Raw genomic sequence first — 17,772 nt, 5'->3', positions numbered from 1 at the left:
GGAATTCGGACGGGCTTATTGTGATGATACTTTTTAACGTATCGTGTTTTTTAGGTAAGGAGTTGGTACCAGTTATGATAGATGAAACAATTGGTTACCAAATGTTGGAGGAGATTAAGAGTGCGGTTAGTTTTATCAGGATATTATGGTTTTTATAACGTTGGAGACGAAGCTATTCTACAATCGATTATTGAATCGTTACATAAAGAGAATCCGAATATTGAACTCGTTGTGCTGTCAAATGACCCTGACTATACAAGGAAAATGTACGGAGTAGAAGCGGTAAATCGTTGGAGTATAAAATCGGTTTATAAAGCAATAAAAAATAGTGACGGGCTTATTAGTGGTGGAGGGAGTCTCCTCCAAGATAAAACAAGTGTGAAAAGCATTTTATACTATACGGGTATAATGGGGTTTGCCCGTATGCTAAAAAAACCGTATTACATTTATTCGCAAGGAATAGGACCGATTACAAAAAGACATAATCGACTATTAGTGAAATGGCATTTGTCAAAAGCTGCATATATATCAGTTCGAGATGAGGATTCATTTTTATATTTAAAAGAACTTGGATTGAAAAGTGATATTGAGCTTGTTCCAGATCCGGTTTTAACATGGAAACGAAAAAAACAATCGGATTGGCTAGAAAAACATGATTTGCACGGGAAAATTATTGCAGTTAGTGTGCGTCACTGGAATGCAAAAGAAGATTACATAAAAAAGTTAGCGATCGCTTTAAAAAAATTGAAGCAAGAAGGATACCAAATTTTATTCGTCCCGATGCATGGGCCATTTGATCAAAATGCTTCGCGTGATGTAGTGGACTTAATGGGAGAAGAAACGTATATGCTTCCATATAAAATGGATATTGATGAGAAAATATCTATTTTGTCAGAGTGTTCACTTTTAATTGGTATGCGTCTACACGCTCTCATTTTTTCGGCTGTCGCGAAAACACCGATGGTCGGAATCTCATACGATCCAAAAATTGATTCGTTTTTAAGACAAGTGAATCAACCTGTTATAGGAAGTGTGGATGGAGACTGGAGTGCCGACGATTTATATAAAATTGCGAAAAAGCAAGTGATGCAGCATGAAGATATACAGCAATCCCTGCAAAGAAGAGTAGATGAGCTTCAACTGCAAGGTGAACAAGCAGCCAAGAAAATTATTTATCATATAGAAAAAAACACTCTACAGAAAAAGTAGAGTGTTTTTTTGTTAATGTATTTCTTTACGCTCTGAATCTTTTTTCATATATTGCGTAATGAGATAGACGCCGTAACCTTGCATAATCATAAACGTCGGTATTATAAAGTAGCGATAACGCGATTGTACCTCAATAAATATATGGACTCCTGCGTAACCTAAAATTAATAGAGAGAAGAATAGTAAAGTTTTATTTTTTTGTTCTCTTATCGTTTTGATGGAAGCGATAAGAGCGAATAGGCAGATGCTTACGTAACATAATTTTTCTAACGTCCATAGTAATCGTGATAATTCAGGTTTTATATACCCTTCTAGCCCCCAATAAATGGATGCGTCATAATCTCCCCACATAACTTTAAATTTATTTTTGAATAACAATAATAGCTGTCCTTTATCCGCAATTCTTTCTGTAATGAGTTGTTTTTCAATTTCAAAACGTTCCTCGCCAATCGGATATTGAAAAACAAGTTTATGGTCAGGGAAAGAAAATCCACCTGTTGTCTCAGGATTTAATCCGACTACAAATTTCCAATAAGGGTCTCGGCTAGATAATGGATATTGTGTAACCCCTGTAGTGATTAATGTATAACTAAAGATAAAGTGCACGATATAATAAACGCCAAGCATACCAATTAACTTTGAAACGACCATTTTTTTATTAATTTTTTGATCACCTATTATATGAGTGATCAGTAAGAAAAGAATGAGCGCTAGTAAAATAACAATACCAATCGGCCTCATAATATCGCCAAATGCAATAAGAATACTAACAAATATCCATGCATACGAATGCGAGATTCCTTTTTTTACGAGAAGATAAAAACCAGCGTAGAATAAAAATGTTGCGAGGTGCTGATTTGTTAAAACAGAAGTCATCATAATGTTAGGGATGTATGTTGCGAAAATGAGTGCTGCAACTCTGCCGCTAAATTCGTTAAATAAATGCGAAGCTATGCGATATATAAAGTACGTAATACCAGTGCAGTATAGTACGTTTAGTAATTTAATCGCCAATACACTTTCTCCAAACAATTTCAAAACACCAGCTTGATACATCGTAAAGCCTAGCTGATATACCCAAGTAGTAAAGTATGTTTCGTTTGCGAATGAGAAATTGTTATTTGCCGCATCAACTGCTCCGTTATACATTTGTGCGAAATCTTGTACGATATTTGTATGGACTGTTAACACCCATGCAAGGCGCAATATGAATGCTAGTAAACAAAGAAATATGATAAATTGTGTTTGAGTAAAGAATCGGTTCACGATGATAGAAATGAATACAATACCGATTAGAACAATCATGAGTGCAACTATAAGTAAAAAGGTGTTGTACTTCGGTTCAGTTATTAAATATTGCAATGAGAAAATAAGAGTCATTGCAAAAAATAATACCGTTAATATTTGCAATGATTTAAATGCAAATGTATATAGTCTAGGCATATTTATCCTCCGTAGTATGTAATATCTTTGCAGTTATTTCTATATAAACAGAAATAACTACGCCATTATATCATAAAGAATTTCACGGTTGGAAAAGAATGAGGTAGGAAAGAGCAATAGTAGAATTATATATTATTCTTATATAATAAAATATGTATTTTCAAAAGGCTTTATGTTAATTTTTATTTATCATGTTTATATAATTAGTATATAATCGGTGTTGGAATGATAAATTAGTAGATTACGAGGAGGATAACCGTGAAGAAATTTTCAAAGGGTATTACGGCAGTTGCATTAACGGGATCATTGCTTTTAACGCCTATTTCAAGTTATGCGGCGAGCGATGATATTACAGGGCACTTATTTGAACAGCATATGCGCACTCTTATTAATAAAGGGATTATGTCTGGATATGGAGATAATGTATATTTACCGGATAAAGCGATAACGAGAGCGGAGTTTGCTACATTAATAGCGAAAGCGCTGCAACTTCCACAAGCAGATTCGAATTTTAGTGATGTGCCAAAATCTTACGGCTTATATGACGGTGTAAGTAGAGCATTCGGAGCGGGAATTATTAAGGGGCGTAGTCCGGAGACTTTTTCACCTGGTGATGTGATTACACGTGAAGAAATGGCCGTAATGGTAAAACAGGCGCTAGATTATAAGAATGTTAAAGTAACTGTAAGTCCGCTTACATTTGCTGATACGAATCGTATTAACTATAAAGAACATGTACAAGTTATGGTAGCTACCGGGATTATTAAAGGTTATCCAGAAGATAATACGTTTAGACCGCATTTATCAGCAACAAGAGGTATGGCTTCGGCGATGCTAAACTTAATGCTTGATAAAATTGGTGGTGGAGAAACGCCTGTAGAAACAAAGAATTATGTGTTGTTAAATGATGCAGGGAAAGTAGTAGAGCGTTACACTACATATAAAGAAGCTGTTACAGCTGCACAAAATAAAGGCATCAATGCAGTGAAATATGAAAATGAGTATGTCTGGATTAAGGATGGCTTTGCAACTGCGAAGAGAGTTAATGGAAATACAATTAATATTTACGGTGAAAATTTAAAAACAGTATATACATACCTTGAGTATGGAACAGAATTTAAAGTGTTAGAAGTTGGAGAAGATCGTGTGAAAGTACAACTCTCTGATTTAACAGGTTATGTGAAGAAAAATGAAGTCACTTTAGTTCCTGAAAAAGAAATGCAAAAATCATATTATTATGTTGCCAACGATGGATACTTATATCATAGATATTATGAGTTTGAAAAGAAGCCGAGCTATACAGGATATAGATACGGCGCGGCACCTGCTTTTATGAAGCCGGGGCAACAAATGGAGAGTATAGATGGAAAGACATTTGGAAATGAAACGTTCTATCAATATTTTAATTACTTATCATTACGTTCTAAAACAGAGTACACAGCAGAACAATTAGATAGTTATGTAAAATCAGTTAGAGCAGATTCTCCATTAATCGGTTTAGGAAAGAAGTTTAAAGAAGTAGAAAGCAAGTATAATGTAAATGCATTATTCCTATATTCATTAGCAGTTCATGAGAGTTTATATGGAACAAGCGATCTTGCACGAGATAAAAATAACTTATTTGGTTTAAATGCAACGGATAATAATCCATTTGGTAACGGTAAAACATTCAATTCCAAAGAGGATTGTATTGAAGATGCTGCAAAAGTATATATGAATGAATGGTATTTAAATCCAGGACATTGGCGTTATACAGCAGCGTATACAGGTGATAAATCTGGTGGTATAAATATGAACTATGCATCTGATGCAAACTGGGGTAAAAAAGTAGCAGGGCATATGTTCCGTTTTGATTCGTACTTAGGTAAGAAAGAGTACAACAAATATAAACTTGCACGTGTAACAAACAAGGTAGAAGTGAAAAGAGATCCTCGTACGTCAGGCGCAAAACTGTATAGCTTATCGCCAAATAAAGTTGTTACGATTACAGGCGAAGAAACGATAAATGGACAAGCATGGGTTAAAATCATTTCTGATGACCCTGCTGTAAATGAAGCGTATATTGCAAAAGAAAATGTAGAGTACGTAAAACACTAATAAAGTAAACAAAGACTGATCACCTAGATGCATTTTGCGATAAATGAAAAAGGTGATCAGTTTTTTGTTTGCCAAAAAAACAAATAATGGCACATAATGGTATTTAGTTACATTAAAATGAAAACAATCCCATTTTATTCAAAATAATAACAAATAATTCGACAAAATAACAAAAATAGAACGCATACATGTCGAAGAGTGTCGATAATTTTAAAGAATATAAATTATCAATCCATTCAGGATTTATGCTATAATACTATCTGTATATTAAATACAAACGATGTATATACGTTTACATATTAGAAAATTTGATAAAGATATAATTCGACAAATGTTAAGAAATTGTCGAATTATGCGATAATAAAATCTTTTAAAAAAAAGAATTATGACGTATTATATACATGGTTTAACTTTTTGGTAAAAGATAGAATTTATTATGGCTGATAAATTCTGCTTTTCTTAAAAAGAGTTTGTAATTTTAATATATGAATCAGGTAAATCACTAGTTTTTCAAATACATATTTCTAAAGCTAGTATTATATTTCTCAAGGAGGAAATAAATCAATGGCAAAAAATAAGTCTTTTAACAAATTAATGGCTGGTACAATGACAGCTGCAATGGTAGCAGGAGTAGTAGCACCAGTTGCTACAGCAGCAGAAGAGGGCGCATTTAAAGATGTTCCTAAAGGACATTGGTCTGCAGATGCGATCAATTCTATGGCTGCAAAAGGTATTATCGTAGGTACTGGTAATGGCCTATTCGGATTTGGTGACGATGTAACTCGTGCTCAAGTAGCTACTTTCATGGTAAAAGCGAAAGGCATTGAAGCTGGTTCAACAAAAACTCCATTCACAGATGTACCAGAAAGCAACATGTATGCTAAATACATCGCAGCTGCTGAAGCTAACAAAATCATGGCTGGTTTAGGCGACAATAAATTCGGTCCAGACGAGAAGTTAACTCGTGCACAAATGGCACAGCTTCTTGTTAACGCATACGGCTTCAAAGCTGATGACAACAATAAGAAAACTTTCAATGACATCGACGGTTTATCTTGGGCAACTGCAAAAACTTCAATCGAGACTCTTGCAAGCTTAGGTATCGTATCTGGTGAAGGTGAAGGCAAATTCAATCCAAACGGCGTTGTAACTCGTGAGCAAGCTGCTCAATTCATCTACAATGCGATGAACTATCATCCAGAAGTAAAAACTGATGCTAAAGTTGAATCTGTAAGTGCGATCAACGCTCAAGAAATTAAAGTTACATTCACAAGCCCAGTAAATGAAAAATCTGCGATTAAAGAATCTAACTACATTTTCAAACAAAATGGTGCTGATTTAACATCTGCTGATTTTGAAGGTGAAGCTAATGAGAAAGGTGTTCTTTCAAAAGACGGTAAGAGCGTAACTTTCAAATTAAAAGCTGAGAAAGCATTTGCTAACTCTGACAAATATGCAGTACACTCAACTACAGGCGTATTAGGTGCTGACTTAAAACCTGTAGAAAAATATCTTGATACAGAAAAAACATTCTCTGACTCAACAGCTCCAGAATTATTAGGTGCACGCGTTGTTGGTAAATCAGTTGAATTAACATTCAACAAACCAGTAAAAGAAAATGCTGACGTTAAAATTGATGGCGTTAAAATCGAAGGTGCAAAAGTTGCAAGTAAAACACCAGGTGTATACACTTTAACAACTTCTGCAATTGCTAATAATGGAATCTTCGCAAAAGGCGATCATGAAGTAGTTGTATATGATGCTGAAGATACATTACGCGTAAATCCTAATAAATCTTCAATCTTAACAACAAAATACACTGTAGCTTCTGATACAACAGCACCAGAAGTGAAAGAAGTTAAAGCTCTTAACAGCCGTACTTTCAAAGTTACATTCTCAGAACCATTAAGCCAACAACCTGAATTAACTGTGAAAAAAGGTAACTACACGTTCCCAACAGCAGCTTACAATACTCAAGGCGGTAATGGTGCAGTACAATTTACAGTTGATCCACAAGATGCAACTTCATACATCGTTTCTGTTAAAGAAGATGCAAAGGGAGCTCTTAACCCATTATATGCAGGTAGCGAAAAGAACGTTGACTTAAGTGTTAACATTAAAAACTACAAAGATACAGTAAACTTACTTGGTAAACCAGTTGATATGAGCGTTTCTTTAGCTGCTGATACTGCTACACCAAAAGTAGCTACTGATAGCTTAAACAAAATTGAAGGCAATAACTTATTAGTTAAATTTAATGGTAAAATTGCTGTAAATAATAAAGACCAAATCGTAGTACGTGACAAAGATGGCGTAGTTGTAACATCTGACATCACAGCTGTTGGCGATGTATTAAACATTAAACTTGGTTCAGAAGCAAAAGATGAGCCTTACACAGTAGAAGTAAAAGCTGGTGCTGTTAAGTTTGCAAAAGATGAGAACTTAGCTTCTTACTCTGTAAACACAAATAGCAACGTTGCATTCAATACAACTGTTTCTTCAACAGGTATCGTAACACCTGTAGTAGAAAAAACTGCTGACATTATTTCAATCGCAGGTGATGTAATCACTGTAAATTACGGTCAAGACATGAGCGGTAACGCGAAAGATGTAGAAAACTACAAAATCGATGGTAAAGCATTACCAACAGGTACAACTGTAGAATTCGTTGGTAGCAAACAAATCGTTAAGATTTCTTTACCAAAAAATTATTTCTCAAAAGCTCAAGATGCTAAATTTACAATTAGCACAAACGTATTAACTGCTTCTGGAAGCAAAGTAGTAGCTAACGCTCAAACAAAAGCTCCAGTTGAAAAATTAATCAACTTCGCTGATAACACAGCTCCAAAATTAGCAAGTGCTGTGTATGTGAAAGCTACTAACGAAGCTGAAACTTCAAATACAATCAAAGTAACATTTAACGAAAATGTTAAAGAGTTCACTGCAGACGACGCTCAATTTATCAATGACTTAAAAGTTGTTGTAAATGGTAACGATGTAGCAGTTAAAGGTATTAAGCATGGTGGAGCAGAAGAGAAAAACACTGTTTACTTAACAGTTGAAAAAGATCTAAACGTTGCTCAAGCTGCAACAATTAGCGTAGTACCAAAAGGTGCAAATAATGCAGACATCAACATTACAGATGCTGCAGGTAACAAGTTATCACTTGGTGAAGTAACTGCATCAACTACTATTGTTAAAAAATAATAATAGATAGTTTATCTGTTATTGATAAAAATCCCTTGTAGGAAATTTCCTGCAAGGGATTTTTTATATTATTCGTCTGTTTGTGAGAAGGGGATTGTTGATGTTTGATTGTGGCAATGCGATGGGAAATCAGCATTAAATATAGAAGGTATAAAAAATACCATGCCCTCAAAATGAGTGCATGGTATTTCAAGTGCTATTCAATCTCCAAATCAACGATCATATAAGCAAGTATAACAGTAAAGAAAATACTAACGGCTGGTGCTGTTAATACGTGTCCGGACATAAAGGCGATGCCGAGTGATAGGACGAGTGTGCTAGCTAGTAGCATGTGTTTTGTGCTAAATAGTTTCTTGAAGTTTGTGATTATACGAATGAATATTTTTATACCGAAATAAAGAATCGGTAGTAAGTACATAAGGAACCCGACAATTCCGAATGCGAAGAATAGGTCGTAGAAATCCATTTCGATTAACTTTATTTTCGTTGTATAGTTACCAGCGTATCCCATTCCAAATAGTTTTTGAGATAGTGGTGCGTCTTTATAATATTGTTTGTATACTTTTAAATACTTGTCACGATCACTGTAAATTAAGCTTTTCACTTCAGAGTCTGATAGTTCACCGGGCTTATGTTCTTCTTCTTTAATTACTTTGCCTTCTTTTCGTTCTTTTTCTTCTTGTACTGATTTTTTGTATTCATACATTTGTAAATGAATGCTCATATTTTTTGCGATAGGGGTTTGTGGTGTAAGTGCAAGTAACCCTCCTAATACGACAGCAGCAATAACTGTATTTACAAGATGTGTGAATCCTTTTCCTTCTTGTTTGCGATGGATCATGTATTGAATGAATGAGAATAACAGTGCCACACCAAGCGTAACAAGAATTGCACCGTATCCTACTTTCGTTCCGACCATAATGCTTGCATACATCGCGAGTACAGTTGGAATCCAGTAATAGAATTTCGAGAAAGATGTTGTTTTATGAACTGAGTATAAGACAACGATTGGGAACATAATTGCAAAAATAGAACTTAAATCATTCCCAGCAAAGAACCAACCTCTTGAACCGATCTTTGAGTGAGGGTAGCTTTGGAAATCTGTACCCGTTACCATTGCTGTAATAAGTGAAATACTCAAAATTAATGTTGCATATAAGAAATAGGTAATGATTTTATGAAATACATATTCATTATTTTTTAATTCTTTTAGTGCGATAATATATCCAAACAGTAGTACAATTGGATATACACTTTTCAAAATAAATTTCACTTCTTCTCCAAATGAAACTGGAGATTTGACCATTAAATTATTCACAAGGCCGATTGCGAGTACGATGCCAAGGAGACATAAGTAGAGAATATACTTTTTTGCACCTGGTTGTTTATGATGAAGAAGTAGATAACCTAATGCAAGAAGCATAAAGGCGAAACGGACTACGATTCCGACTGTTGCACTCATGTGTAATACATAGATTGAGAAAGATGTTAGTAAATCTAAAATTGGTTGAAATACAATGAATAGCAGTAGGAAATGCGGGAAGTAGTTATCCGTCTGTTTCAACTTAGTAACCATATGTTCCTCCATTTCTTCATTCTTTTATTTTCAGCACCTCTATATTAATAGGAAGGAGAATGAATTTCTATATTTAATTTTTTATATCAAACTTAAGAATACACCATTTCATTGTAATGGTAAATAGATGAAATAGATGGGTAAACCGACTTTAATTGCTATATTTTTCAACGGAATTGTATGTTTTATACGAGGCTATATACAAATTACACGATTATTAGACAGAAAATTAAGAAAAAAGAAGGGTTTTTCACCTGCTTTCTATAATTATATAAGTATAATCTTTATGTAGAAAAGAGGGGTATATATAATGGAAGTAACAAGTAAAACAGAATCTGTTGTTGTGAAGTATGAAGGGCGCGTTGCAACGGTTATGGTCAATCGCCCAGAGGTGTTAAATGCATTAGATGAGCCAACATTAAAAGAGCTATTACAAAAGCTGAAAGAAGTAGCGGAGAGTTCTGCACACATTGTTGTGCTATGCGGGAATGGCCGTGGTTTTTCTGCGGGTGGGGATATTAAATCGATGCTTTCGAGTAATGATGAAAGCAAGTTTGATGGCATTATGAACACTATTTCTGAAGTCGTTGTGACTTTATATACGATGCCGAAGCTTGTTATTAGTGCCATTCATGGACCAACTGCAGGTCTTGGGTTAAGTATTGCATTAACAGCTGATTATGTGATGGCAGATATATCATCTATTATTGCGATGAACTTTATTGGAATCGCTTTAATTCCAGATGGTGGCGGTCATTTCTTCCTTCAAAAGCGCGTCGGTGAAAATGTGACGAAGCAAATTATTTGGGAAGGAAAGAAATTATCGGCGAGCGAAGCGCTTGATATCGGCTTAATTGATGAAGTAATCGGCGAGGATTTCCAAACGGCTGTGAAGCAAAAAATTAGTGAATGGTCACAAAAACCGATTAAAGCGATGATTCAAACGAAGCAAATTTTATGTGAAGTAAATCGCTCTAATTTAGAACAAACATTGCAGCTTGAAAAACGCGGCCAATATGCGATGAGACAAACAGCGGATCATAAAGAAGGCATTGCTGCATTTTTAGAAAAGCGTTTACCTACATTTAAAGGTGAATAAAGTGGAGAAAGTGCTAACACATTTTAGTATAATTGTGTTAGCACTTTTTTTAAGGAGTAATATATGAAGAAAATTATCGGTGTGATCGGCATGATTGTAATAGCATATTATGCTCTGCATAGTACACCATCTATGGCAGTGCGAACTGCGTTGTTTTTTGAAGGACATCCAAGTGTTGCTTTCTCAGGTGAGGTGACGAAAGAACGGGATGTGAAAAAAGAGGCGATTCCTGATGCGTACCAGACTTTATACGGCGATAAGAAAGAAGAATCAGAGCATTATTTCTTTCCAGCAGTAAGGGCGCACGGATCAGGAATTGATATGTTAAGTGCTTGTGTGAAAAAAGAGTGGTTATTTTATAAAGCAGAGCTTGGGTGTTTCTAAGTATAGGAGGTTGAATGATGTCAGCGTATAACAAGTTAGTAAGAGATCGTGTTCCAGAGAAGATTTTAATGTCTGGAAAAACGTATACAGCACAAAAGTTAACAGGGCAAGCATACATACAAGCGTTAGCGAAAATTGGAACGGAAGAAATTCGTGAATTTGCTTCTATGAAAGAGCGTGAACATGCGCTAGATTCTCTTGCAGATGCACTGGAAGTTATTATTTCATTGGCGCGTGCAGAAGGTGCATCGATTGAAGATGTAGAACGTCTTCGTAAGCAAAAGGAAATAGAGCGCGGTGGATTTGAAAGAGGCATTTATTTATTAGATGTTTCAGAAGAATAGTTTTATAGGAAAAGCATAGCGTTAGTGAGTAATGCTATGCTTTTTTGTTGCGATTAAACTAATGATGAAGAAAATAGCTGTTACTATCCAGCCGATTGTAATAGAAGTAGTAGTATGAACTGCGTAAGAAATTTGTAAGCAAAATAATGATGCTAAAAACCAAATGAGTGCAATGTGTACATGTTTTTTTGATATATTCATATTTCATAACTCCTTTTGTATACTAAAGTGAATTTTACTACAATTTAGAAAATTAAGCTATATGAGTAGAGGTTTTCAAGTAAATTTTGTATACTGAATAGTAGAGAAAATGAGGAGGAAACGACGATGGCACATCATACGAAAGAAACGATGGAACTTATTAAGGAGCTTGTCTCTATTCCGAGTCCATCTGGAAATACAGAGAAAATTATTCGTTTTATTGAAAACTATGTAAGTGATTGGAATGTGGAAACGAAGCGTAACAATAAAGGGGCTCTTATTATTACGGTAAAAGGAAAAAATGATGCACAGCACCGTTTATTAACAGCGCACGTTGATACGTTAGGGGCGATGGTGAAAGAAATTAAGCCTGACGGTCGTCTTCGCCTTTCTATGATTGGTGGATTTCGCTGGAACTCTGTAGAAGGGGAATATTGCGAAATTGAAACATCAAGCGGTAAGACGTATACAGGAACGATTTTAATGCATCAAACATCTGTACACGTATACAAAAATGCAGGTGAAGCGAAACGAGATGAGCAAAATATCGAAGTTCGTATTGATGAGCGTGTTTCTTCGGTAAATGAAGTACGTGAGTTAGGGATTGAAGTAGGAGACTTCGTTTCATTCGATCCGCGCGTTCAAATTACAGAGAGTGGATACATAAAATCACGTCATTTAGATGACAAAGTAAGTGTTGCGATTCTATTAAAATTAATTAAGAGATTACAAGATGAAAACGTAACATTACCATATACAACGCATTTCTTAATTTCTAATAATGAAGAAATCGGATACGGTGGTAATTCTAACATTCCAGAAGAAACGGTTGAATATTTAGCAGTTGATATGGGAGCGTTAGGTGATGGACAAACATCTGACGAATATACAGTATCTATTTGTGCGAAAGATTCTAGCGGTCCGTACCATTATGCATTACGTAAACATTTAGTGGAGCTTGCGAAAACGAACAATATTGAATATAAAGTAGATATTTATCCATTCTACGGATCTGATGCATCCGCTGCGATTCGTGCTGGATTTGATGTGAAACATGCATTAATTGGAGCGGGTATTGATTCTTCTCATGCATTTGAGCGTACGCATGAAAGCTCGATTGCGCATACAGAAGCACTCATATATGCGTATGTGCTGTCTAATTTAATTGAAGGCTAATTTCATAGAGAATAAAGAAAGCTGATTGAAAATAGTATTTTTAGTCAGCTTTTTTGAATTTTATTTATATTTATTGTTCCTTATATACTCATTTTCAATAATACAAGTGGGAAACGTATTTACTACAGTGATAGAATGTTATAAACTATTATAGGAGTTATTTTCCAATTAATATTTTTAATATTAGTTTGATTAAGAGAATTGTATAATGTGAGATTTCGAGAGGGGATTTATTTTTTATGAAGTACAAAGCAATAGCTGCTGGTATGTTAGCGGCAAGTTTACTAGCTTATCCAGTTAGTAGTTTAGCAGAAACGAAGAAGTTTACAGATGTTCCGGATAATGCATGGTCAAAAGATGCAATTTACTATTTAGTAGAGAGAAATGTAATTAGCGGTATGACGGACAGTACCTTTGTACCACAAGGTCTTTTAACACGTGCTGAAGCAGCGACAATTGTAGCGAAAGCAATTGGCTTAAAAGTTAATCCAGCGGCGAAGCCATCTTTTAATGATTCAAAAAATCATTGGGCAGCTCAGTATATTGCAGCAATTGAAAAAGAAAATATTATTGCAGGACGAGGAGCAGGTGTATTTGATCCTGACGGAAAAGTAACGCGTGCTGAGATGGCGTCTATGCTTGTGAAGGCTTATAAATTACAAGGATTCGTAAAAGCCCCAATAACGAATAAATTTACTGATTTAGAAAATCACTTCGGTAAAGAAGCGGCAAATATTTTAGTAGCGTTAGAGATTTCTGCCGGTACAGGAGCGAAAACTTGGAGTCCGGATCTTTCTATCCCACGTGAACAAGCAGCACAAATGACGTATAAAGCGGACAAGCTAAAGGAAAATAATGATAATACTAGCAAACCAGAAGATACAACGAAGAAAATGAATATCGATCGTAAGTTCATTACATATCACCAACCATCTTTATCATCAGGAATTACTGACGTGCAACATGAACCACAAACAGTTGTAGTAAAAGAAGAGCGAGATGGATGGATTAAAATTGTAACGAGTAAAGGCGATAAATGGACACCTTTAAAAGAGAAAACAGAAGTGATTAACGAAGAATTTACAACATATGCAGAAGCATCACATTCTTCTAAAGTGTTAGCGAAACGTGCAGCACAAACAGTAACAGTTATTGAAGAAAAAGATAGCTGGATTCGTATCCGTACAAATAGTGGATTCCAGTGGCTTGATAAAAACCAACTAAACCCAGTGAAACAAGGTAACTTCTTAGAAGGTAAAGCGATTATTATTGATCCAGGTCATGGTGGAATTGACTCAGGAAATACTGGTTATTATGAAAAAGAAAGTCAAATCGTATTAGATGTATCATTACGATTAAAGAAAATATTTGAGAAAAAGACACCGTTTACTGTGATGTTAACTCGTGAGAATAATACACGTCCAGGAAATGATTCTTCAGAGTCTTTAGTGAAAAGGGTAGAATTCGCTAATGCAAATAATGGTGACATTTTCGTAAGTATCCATGGTAACGGTTCTACAGGTAAAGATGGGAAAGGTACAGAAACGTTCTATTATGCAGCGCCGGCAAGATCAACGAATCCAAATACAGAAGAAAGTCGCTTATTAGCAGAAAAAATTCAAAAACGTCTTGTAACAGCACTTGGAACAAAAGATCGTGGTGCGAAACCAGATCAGTGGTACGTAATAAAATATAATACAATGCCAGCTGTATTAACAGAATTAGCATTTGTAGATAATAAAAGTGATGCAGATAAAATCGCTACAGCAGAACAGAAACAACGTGCAGCAGAAGCGATTTATCAAGGTATTTTAGATTACTACGAAGCAATGGGTAATAACGTATCTTCTTTCCGTTAATATTTAAAAAGAGATTGCCAATAGGCAGTCTCTTTTATTTATGAAACAGATTATAAAGGTTTCTCTTTATTTCGGGCATGTGATATCATTTAATTTTATATACAAAAAAACGTTCGAGTAGTTGTGATAATAATAATTTAAACTGATAAAGGATGATCATAGATTGAATAATCATAGTAAAACACCTGCATGTATATATACGTATGCATTTCGTGAGGAGGAGCGCGCTTTATGTTATTTGGAAATGCGTTCGTTCTTTGGAATGGAGTCTCACGTTAATATTTTGAAAAGTGACGTTAAGATTGATCCGAGTAGAAGTGCGTTTATTAAAGAACGCGTTGAAGTTATGTATGAAGGAGACGACTTAGAAAGCATCCTAAAACAAGTGGAACAAATTGACTTGGCGGGAGCGACGTTCAAAGTTATCTTTGTGAAAATAAATGACCTTGGGAAAGAAAATAAGATTGAATATGGAGAGCGCCGTCTTATTGAACGAGATCTCGGCATGCATATTGAAGGAGAAGCGGACGTTCGTAATCCGGAGCGTGTATTTGGGATTGTTCCTCTTGGAGGACGTTGGTATTTCGGACATTATGTAGAAAGTGAACCAGTTTGGTATCATCACATCAAAAAACCGCATAGCTATTCGACATCTCTTAGCACACGTGTTGCGAGATCGGTTGCAAATATTGCTGTGCCAAATCCAGAGGGAGTACGAGCGATTGACCCGTGCTGCGGTATTGGAACGGTAGTAGTAGAAGCTCTTTCTATGGGAATTAACATCGTTGGTAGAGATATTAATCCACTTGTAGTTCTTGGAACGCGAAAAAACATCGCACATTTCGGGTTTGAAGGAACGGTAACAAAAGGTCCAATCGAGGAGATTACTGAGAACTATGATGTTGCCATTATCGATATGCCGTACGACTTATTTACGCACGCAACACCAGAAGATCAGCTTTCTATTCTTTCAAGCGCACGTCGCATTGCTAAAAAAGTAGTCGTTGTTACGATGGAAACAATGGACGATATGATTCATGAAGCAGGATTTGAAATTACAGATCGTTGTATTACAAGAAAAGGATCATTTACTAGACAAATTCTTGTTTGTGAATAAGAAAGGAAGGTCACCCGTTTGGGTGACCTTTTTTGTTTGTATTGATGTGGGGTTGGTTGGGGGTTTAGATGGATGATTTGAAAGTTCTAGCCGGATAGCCGATATATTCCAAGAGTTGTTTTGTTAGTAAATTACTGTTCTTTTAGTTTCTCTTGTTGTGCGATTAATAAATTGCGTAAAACGTGCCCGCGGTAGCTTTCTAGCTTTCGTCCTTCATAGTAACGAACGCCTAATTTTTTCAGTTCGGCTACGTACCAGCCTTTTGTTCCGTAGTACATGAGATCACTTCCTTTTGCTTTTGAACAGTATATGTTGGGGTGATTTGGAAATTTCACCTCAAATTAATATTGAATATTCAGTTTATTTATATTATGATTAACTTATTATCGGATGACAGTGATTAGCCTCCCTGTAAGCCCGGATGTATGTTTGAAATGAATAGAGGAACTTCTTTCCCACTCGAGCTTCCTTAGCAGGAGGACGAGCCATAAGGATAGAGGCAGTAAAATTCAATGCAGCTGTATGCGTTGTTTTTCTGGCTCTTTTTATTTTTTCTTAAAACGTAGGAGGGGATTTTGAGAAAGCGTTATCAATGGATTGTGGCGCACGTTCATGCTAATGGAGGGGTTGGTGAACTGTTTGGCTAAAGAGAAAAAGGAGTTACAAAAAGATTTAAAAACGCGGCATATAACAATGATTTCGATTGGCGGGGTTATCGGGGGCGGTTTGTTTGTAGGGAGTGGGACGATTATTCAGTCGTCAGGGCCGGCTGCAATTTTGTCCTATATTATCGGTGCTTTAATGGTTGTGCTCGTGATGAGGATGCTAGGAGAAATGGCGGCGGAAAATCCTGATAGCGGTTCTTTCGCAACGTATGCGAATAAAGCAATTGGGCCGTGGGCAGGGTATACGATCGGATGGTTGTATTGGTTTAACTGGGTCATTATTATCGCAATCGAAGCGGTGCTTTTAGGCGTCATGATTAACAATTGGTTTCCTTCCATTCCAGCTTGGATTGCGAGTTTATGTATGGTCCTTTTAATGACGATGACGAATGTATATTCAGTGAAATTGTACGGTGAGTTTGAATATTGGTTAGCGTTTATTAAAGTTGTGGCGATTGTTGCGTTTTTAATTTTAGGAGTTTCGATGTTCTTTGGTCTTGTTCCAGGGGTGGATAGACCGAGTCTTTCTATTATTACAGAACACGGTGGTTTCTTCCCGAACGGTATTGTCCCTGTCTTACTGAGCGTTGTGTTTATTTCGTTCTCGTTATCAGGAAGTGAAGTCGCAGCGATTGCGGCCGGGGAATCGGAAAATCCAGAGAAGAATGTTATACGAGCGATTAATAGTGTAGTATGGCGCCTTATGCTTTTCTTCGTCGGATCGGTAACAATTTTAGTTATGTTTATTCCGTGGACGGATAAGGAGTTATTAAAGCTTCCATATGCAAGTTTATTTAATATGGCAGGAGTACCTGCAGCCGCAGAAATCATGAATGGTGTCGTATTTTTATCACTACTTTCCGTTATGAATTCAGGTATATATACGAGTTCGCGTATGTTATTTTCACTGGCGAAAAAAGGTGACGCTCCATCCGCCTTTTCAAAGTTAAATAGTAGAGGAACGCCGGTTATCGCGATCTATGCGAGTATCGTATTTGCCTTTATTTGTGCGATGTTGAAATTTATATCTCCTGACAAACTGTTTGCGTTTTTAGCGAATAGTTCAGGTGGAGTAACGATGCTTATGTATATGTTTGTTGCCGTTTCGCATGTGAAGTTAAGACGAGAAAGGGAACTAGAAGGGGCTGGAAAGCTGAAAGTGAAAATGTGGTTATTCCCTTATCTCACATATGCAACGCTTTTAATGATTGTTACGATCTTTGTTTCGCAGGCGTTCATCGCAGATATGCGCATGCAGTTTTACATGACATTACTAGCTACTACCCTAGTAATCATAAGTTATTTTCTAAGAGTTAGAAAGTTAGATAAGCAAAAGTTGAATGATTTTACGATTATAAAAGATTCGGAAATTAGCCTAGAAAAAGAATAAGAAAA

The 17,772-nt window shown here is 35.9% G+C and carries 13 protein-coding genes and 1 pseudogene; 10 read left to right on the top strand and 4 right to left on the bottom strand.

The annotated features are described in order from the left end of the window. Window positions 1–120 precede the first annotated feature (120 nt). The gene (gene csaB / locus BAQ48_RS08810) at window positions 121–1,209 is read left to right on the top strand and encodes a polysaccharide pyruvyl transferase CsaB (protein ID WP_071710782.1); all 1,089 of its coding nucleotides are present in this window, start codon (window positions 121–123) and stop codon (window positions 1,207–1,209) included. Window positions 1,210–1,221: 12 nt separating this feature from the next. Here the strand turns inward: csaB and BAQ48_RS08805 are convergent, their stop codons facing one another. After that, the gene (locus BAQ48_RS08805; protein WP_071710781.1) at window positions 1,222–2,652 is read right to left on the bottom strand and encodes a glycosyltransferase family 39 protein; all 1,431 of its coding nucleotides are present in this window, start codon (window positions 2,650–2,652) and stop codon (window positions 1,222–1,224) included. Window positions 2,653–2,910: 258 nt separating this feature from the next. On the opposite strand from BAQ48_RS08805, the gene BAQ48_RS08800 reads away from it, so the two are divergent. Both BAQ48_RS08800 and BAQ48_RS08795 read left to right on the top strand, forming a co-directional pair. Continuing rightward, entirely contained in the window at window positions 2,911–4,749 is a 1,839-nt protein-coding gene (locus tag BAQ48_RS08800) for an S-layer homology domain-containing protein (RefSeq protein WP_071710780.1), read from the top strand. A 564-nt stretch (window positions 4,750–5,313) separates the two neighbouring features. Beyond that, the gene (locus tag BAQ48_RS08795) at window positions 5,314–7,956 is read left to right on the top strand and encodes an S-layer homology domain-containing protein (RefSeq protein WP_071710779.1); all 2,643 of its coding nucleotides are present in this window, start codon (window positions 5,314–5,316) and stop codon (window positions 7,954–7,956) included. Between the two features lie 196 nt (window positions 7,957–8,152). Here BAQ48_RS08795 and BAQ48_RS08790 read toward each other — a convergent pair whose 3' ends face one another. After that, a complete protein-coding gene (locus BAQ48_RS08790) occupies window positions 8,153–9,532 on the bottom strand; it encodes an O-antigen ligase family protein (RefSeq protein WP_071710778.1) in 1,380 nt (459 codons plus the stop codon). Between the two features lie 310 nt (window positions 9,533–9,842). Between BAQ48_RS08790 and BAQ48_RS08785 the strand changes: the two genes are divergently transcribed. From BAQ48_RS08785 to BAQ48_RS08775, 3 genes are all read left to right on the top strand, one after another. Beyond that, window positions 9,843–10,631, top strand: a complete 789-nt coding sequence (locus tag BAQ48_RS08785; protein WP_000454183.1) for an enoyl-CoA hydratase — start codon at window positions 9,843–9,845, stop codon at window positions 10,629–10,631. A gap of 63 nt (window positions 10,632–10,694) precedes the next feature. After that, complete coding sequence (locus BAQ48_RS08780; protein WP_071710777.1) at window positions 10,695–11,015, top strand: hypothetical protein; 321 nt, start codon at window positions 10,695–10,697, stop codon at window positions 11,013–11,015. Between the two features lie 17 nt (window positions 11,016–11,032). Next, window positions 11,033–11,359, top strand: a complete 327-nt coding sequence (locus BAQ48_RS08775) for a nucleoside triphosphate pyrophosphohydrolase (RefSeq protein WP_001277350.1) — start codon at window positions 11,033–11,035, stop codon at window positions 11,357–11,359. Between the two features lie 21 nt (window positions 11,360–11,380). On the opposite strand, the gene BAQ48_RS08770 is transcribed toward BAQ48_RS08775, so the two are convergent. Then, complete coding sequence (locus tag BAQ48_RS08770) at window positions 11,381–11,560, bottom strand: hypothetical protein (protein ID WP_071710776.1); 180 nt, start codon at window positions 11,558–11,560, stop codon at window positions 11,381–11,383. A 126-nt stretch (window positions 11,561–11,686) separates the two neighbouring features. Between BAQ48_RS08770 and BAQ48_RS08765 the strand changes: the two genes are divergently transcribed. The 3 genes from BAQ48_RS08765 (at window position 11,687) to BAQ48_RS08755 (ending at window position 15,712) form a co-directional block, all read left to right on the top strand. Further along, a complete protein-coding gene (locus tag BAQ48_RS08765; protein WP_071710775.1) occupies window positions 11,687–12,736 on the top strand; it encodes a M42 family metallopeptidase in 1,050 nt (349 codons plus the stop codon). 239 nt (window positions 12,737–12,975) lie between these two features. Further along, window positions 12,976–14,595, top strand: a complete 1,620-nt coding sequence (locus tag BAQ48_RS08760; protein ID WP_071710774.1) for an N-acetylmuramoyl-L-alanine amidase — start codon at window positions 12,976–12,978, stop codon at window positions 14,593–14,595. A 163-nt stretch (window positions 14,596–14,758) separates the two neighbouring features. Then, window positions 14,759–15,712 (top strand): TRM11 family SAM-dependent methyltransferase, encoded by a 954-nt coding sequence (locus BAQ48_RS08755; RefSeq protein WP_071710773.1) that lies wholly within the window; start codon window positions 14,759–14,761, stop codon window positions 15,710–15,712. Window positions 15,713–15,843: 131 nt separating this feature from the next. Here the strand turns inward: BAQ48_RS08755 and BAQ48_RS08750 are convergent. Then, window positions 15,844–16,034: pseudogene (locus BAQ48_RS08750) on the bottom strand (YflJ family protein). A gap of 308 nt (window positions 16,035–16,342) precedes the next feature. Between BAQ48_RS08750 and BAQ48_RS08745 the strand changes: the two are divergent. Further along, window positions 16,343–17,767: an amino acid permease gene (locus BAQ48_RS08745; RefSeq protein WP_084064495.1), complete on the top strand. Its 1,425-nt coding sequence runs from the start codon at window positions 16,343–16,345 to the stop codon at window positions 17,765–17,767. Window positions 17,768–17,772 lie beyond the last annotated feature (5 nt).

Source organism: Bacillus luti (assembly GCF_001884105.1).
Classification (GTDB): Bacteria; Bacillota; Bacilli; order Bacillales; family Bacillaceae_G; genus Bacillus_A; species Bacillus_A luti.
This window is presented reverse-complemented; position numbering and strand designations above follow the sequence as displayed.

Excerpts from the sequence above, each read along its gene's own strand:
- BAQ48_RS08795 (WP_071710779.1), top strand. The coding sequence starts at position 5,314 with ATGGCAAAAAATAAGTCTTTTAACAAATTAATGGCTGGTACAATGACA.
- BAQ48_RS08780 (WP_071710777.1), top strand. The coding sequence starts at position 10,695 with ATGAAGAAAATTATCGGTGTGATCGGCATGATTGTAATAGCATATTAT.
- BAQ48_RS08760 (WP_071710774.1), top strand. The coding sequence starts at position 12,976 with ATGAAGTACAAAGCAATAGCTGCTGGTATGTTAGCGGCAAGTTTACTA.
- BAQ48_RS08805 (WP_071710781.1), bottom strand. The coding sequence starts at position 2,652 with ATGCCTAGACTATATACATTTGCATTTAAATCATTGCAAATATTAACG.
- BAQ48_RS08785 (WP_000454183.1), top strand. The coding sequence starts at position 9,843 with ATGGAAGTAACAAGTAAAACAGAATCTGTTGTTGTGAAGTATGAAGGG.
- BAQ48_RS08775 (WP_001277350.1), top strand. The coding sequence starts at position 11,033 with ATGTCAGCGTATAACAAGTTAGTAAGAGATCGTGTTCCAGAGAAGATT.
- BAQ48_RS08765 (WP_071710775.1), top strand. The coding sequence starts at position 11,687 with ATGGCACATCATACGAAAGAAACGATGGAACTTATTAAGGAGCTTGTC.
- BAQ48_RS08790 (WP_071710778.1), bottom strand. The coding sequence starts at position 9,532 with ATGGTTACTAAGTTGAAACAGACGGATAACTACTTCCCGCATTTCCTA.
- BAQ48_RS08770 (WP_071710776.1), bottom strand. The coding sequence starts at position 11,560 with ATGAATATATCAAAAAAACATGTACACATTGCACTCATTTGGTTTTTA.